Annotated in this window: 4 protein-coding genes; 3 read left to right on the plus strand and 1 reads right to left on the minus strand. The window is 56.7% G+C overall.

Annotated elements, in window-relative coordinates; genetic code table 11:
• Positions 1-367: 367 nt before the first annotated feature.
• Positions 368-1,375 (minus strand): hypothetical protein, encoded by a 1,008-nt coding sequence (locus CO660_RS32140; protein WP_245421419.1) that lies wholly within the window; start codon positions 1,373-1,375, stop codon positions 368-370.
• A gap of 386 nt (positions 1,376-1,761) precedes the next feature.
• On the opposite strand from CO660_RS32140, the gene CO660_RS32150 reads away from it, so the two are divergent.
• From CO660_RS32150 to CO660_RS32155, 3 genes are all read left to right on the plus strand, one after another.
• On the plus strand, positions 1,762-2,037 hold the full coding sequence (locus CO660_RS32150) for a hypothetical protein (RefSeq protein WP_097601864.1): 276 nt from the start codon (positions 1,762-1,764) through the stop codon (positions 2,035-2,037).
• Positions 2,034-2,198, plus strand: a complete 165-nt coding sequence (locus tag CO660_RS33565; protein WP_176536420.1) for a hypothetical protein — start codon at positions 2,034-2,036, stop codon at positions 2,196-2,198. The genes CO660_RS32150 and CO660_RS33565 overlap by 4 nt, the downstream gene beginning before the upstream one ends.
• A 322-nt stretch (positions 2,199-2,520) precedes the next feature.
• The gene (locus CO660_RS32155) at positions 2,521-2,700 is read left to right on the plus strand and encodes a DUF3606 domain-containing protein (RefSeq protein WP_097601867.1); all 180 of its coding nucleotides are present in this window, start codon (positions 2,521-2,523) and stop codon (positions 2,698-2,700) included.
• The last annotated feature ends 187 nt before the right edge of the window (positions 2,701-2,887 follow it).

The raw sequence follows: 2,887 nt of genomic DNA on the forward strand, positions 1-2,887 counted from the left end.
CACAAGACGACGCCTATTGGCGTCACTCCGCAGTCTTTGAACGGTACGACGCGGCTAAATCCGCGCTACGCTGACGGGTCTTCAACCAACCCCAGGCAAGCTAATATCTTGCCTCCGTCCGATCTCAAGCTAGCAAGACCGGTACGGTTGTCAACTTCGCACTGCATCTCGACTGCCAGCGGTGGCGGTGAGGCGCTGCCGAAACCGCCACCAAGGACGTTAGAAACCGTCGCTGTTGATGTGGTTTCGGCGACCTGCTGCTGTTCGAGCCGTATAGCTCTCCACCGTCGCCTTGGACCTTCGCTCCAAGTGGGTGAGCTATCCCGGAGCTAATCGATCTGCGATTTTGCGGGACACACGACGTGCGTCATAATGGCTGGTACGCTACCTCGATAACCCGTTGCGCTTGCTCGACCAAGGAACCAACCAGAGATTCGCCGTCGGCATTGAGCGGAACATCGAGATGTATCCAGACGTGGCCATCGCACTCAGTCAATCGCTGCGACAAGCCACACGCGACAAGACGCTCGCGGATAACCGAGAACTTGGGCGTACGACGGTGGAACCGCAGCCAAATAGGGGTCGTGTAACCGACAAAAGGATCGCGGACCCCCACGCTGAAGCAGGGCTGCTCGGTGCCAAGCGGTAGGCAGACATATCGACGCTGATAGTCGTCGGAATCCTTGCCCATCGGGAGGACTGGGCCCTGCCGCGCCAAGCGGCGGGTAACGCGATCCACGAGATTGACGAATACCTCTTTCCGCTCGCGCCAAGCCAATAGTTCAGAGACACTCCTCAGTGGCTCGATGTCGTAGCCATTAAGGACCCTGTACATGGCCTCGAATTGCGCGAGGTCACTAAGGAACGGTTCCGAGCGAACATCGCTGAGAGCGGCCAAGACCCCTTCCCAGTCGATCACCGCGACGGGAAGTTCTGGCGTTGCACCCCGCTGCCAAGGACCATCCTGGGTAAGAGCGGACGCACTCGGCACCGACAATTTCATCGCAGCAACCCGGTATTGAGGTACCAGCACCAGCAACATTCCACGATCAGAGCTGTCTTGAAGGTCGCCAAGGTACGACCTGAGTTGGCCCTCGCCAAAGGCCGCCCCCAATTTCGCCTCGATCTTGACCACGCGCTTTCCGTCAGCCGTGCGACCCTCCAAGTCGGGGCGGGCACCGTCTTTCTGTCGAGCCTCCGCCCGCCAAGTCAAGTCGGCGTCGATAGTTCTGCCCACCGCCTTGGAGATATGGTCCCCAAAGCTCTTGCGTGCATCCGGATTCTGGAGAAGGTAGGCAAGGCCCTGCGTGCACAGCAACTCGCCCTGTTTGGAGAGCGAGCTGAATTGGGCGAGGTGGCTCATGAGCAATTGCATGATTAGCCTCTTGAACTTTAGGACCAGACCTAATGGATAGCATTGATGACTTCAAGAAGTTCATCGGCACGCGCCACTGGCGTTACGCGAAAACCATGCCGTGAGGAAGCCGTCACATTCATCCGCACCAAGGGTGAACGAAGGTGGTTTGAGCCAATTAGGAGAAGCTCTGTCTACCTTGACATCGGCGGCCGACAGTATTGGACCATGGGCGCTCCGGTTAAGGAAACAACTATCATAAACCGTGCGTGGCTGGATTGGAGAGAGCGCCTTGTTCGACGCGAGTAAGGTTTGGGATCCTCCCGGTTTGACTTTTTAGCAACAGCCTCGAGACCCCGACACTCGGCTATTTGCAATCATCACTTAGTAAATCAGGGAGATCATGCATGGAACACTCGGAGTTTCAGATCGGTCTGGAGTTCTGGTGCGGGAAGAGGCGGTGGAGGTGTACCGACGTCGGCACGCGCACAGTTGTCGCGATTGGCATCCACCCTGTTGAGATGGCGACCGTCCAGGCTGATGGCGCGAAAGAGCACGAAACGCTTTCTTATGAGCAGGCAGATGCGATGGGATGGTTTGATGGCCCCCCGTATCGAGTGGCCGAGATAGTTCTGGACGAAGACGATCTCGAAGTCTGCTCGCTTGAGAGGGAGGACCTATGAACCAGGTTCAGGAATTAGTTTGCTGGAGTGGCATTTACGAAATGGAAAGCTCTCAGCAGCGTATAGATGATTCTGCACTGGAGAGCATGACGATGCGCTTTGTGAAAGTCACTGCTTGGATTTGGCTGGGTCTCGTTTCTCTCGGTCTGGCTCTTGCTTGATTCGGCTTCAAAAACAACCGGTCATGTTCGCCCTTGTTTTAGGCTGCGCACTTGGCCACTTGCTCGCCGCCAAACCAAATGCTGCCGATCCCGGCTATGCCGCGAAGGCAAATATCGTCGCGATAATACCCCCACAATAATAGTCACAATCATGTTCAGCTCATACGAGTAGACCAGCCTCTCATTCAGCCCAGCGCGTCAAGCCTGTGCCGCCTGGACGCTGAGCCAGGAATTGCTGTCAAGATGCAAGCGACACACCCGCTCACGCCGGAACTTCGTTGATCCCAGGAAGTTTAGCCGTTCCACAGGACGGAGGTTTGAGATGTCCCCAAGTTCAAGAAGCCGCAAGCAGGATCGAGCCCGTGTCGCGGCTGGCCAAGATCATGAGGTCCGCTACGAAGCAAAGAAAGAGGGCGTGTCCAAGCAGGCGGTCAAAGAAACCGTGAAGGACGTTGGAAACAGCCGGAGGAAGGTTGAAGACGCCCTGGATCGAAAGGACTAAAGCGTCGCAGCGGCTACGGGAGGGAGTTATCCGTTAACGTGACGGGACGCCATCGGCCTTGCTCAATTCGTGATCGGACCAGGTCTCCATAGGACACTGCGTCCTTCGGGCGCTTCCCCTTGTGTCGGTTGTTGTTGCAATACCGACAGGCAGCGACGACGTTCTCCTTGGTATCGAGGCCTCCATC

Origin of the sequence: Rhizobium sp. L9 (assembly GCF_002531885.1) — a bacterium.
Lineage (GTDB): Bacteria > Pseudomonadota > Alphaproteobacteria > Rhizobiales > Rhizobiaceae > Rhizobium.

Coding starts and splice junctions, on each gene's coding strand:
- CO660_RS33565 (WP_176536420.1), top strand. CDS start 2,034: ATGAACCAGGTTCAGGAATTAGTTTGCTGGAGTGGCATTTACGAAATG.
- CO660_RS32140 (WP_245421419.1), bottom strand. CDS start 1,375: ATGCAATTGCTCATGAGCCACCTCGCCCAATTCAGCTCGCTCTCCAAA.
- CO660_RS32155 (WP_097601867.1), top strand. CDS start 2,521: ATGTCCCCAAGTTCAAGAAGCCGCAAGCAGGATCGAGCCCGTGTCGCG.
- CO660_RS32150 (WP_097601864.1), top strand. CDS start 1,762: ATGGAACACTCGGAGTTTCAGATCGGTCTGGAGTTCTGGTGCGGGAAG.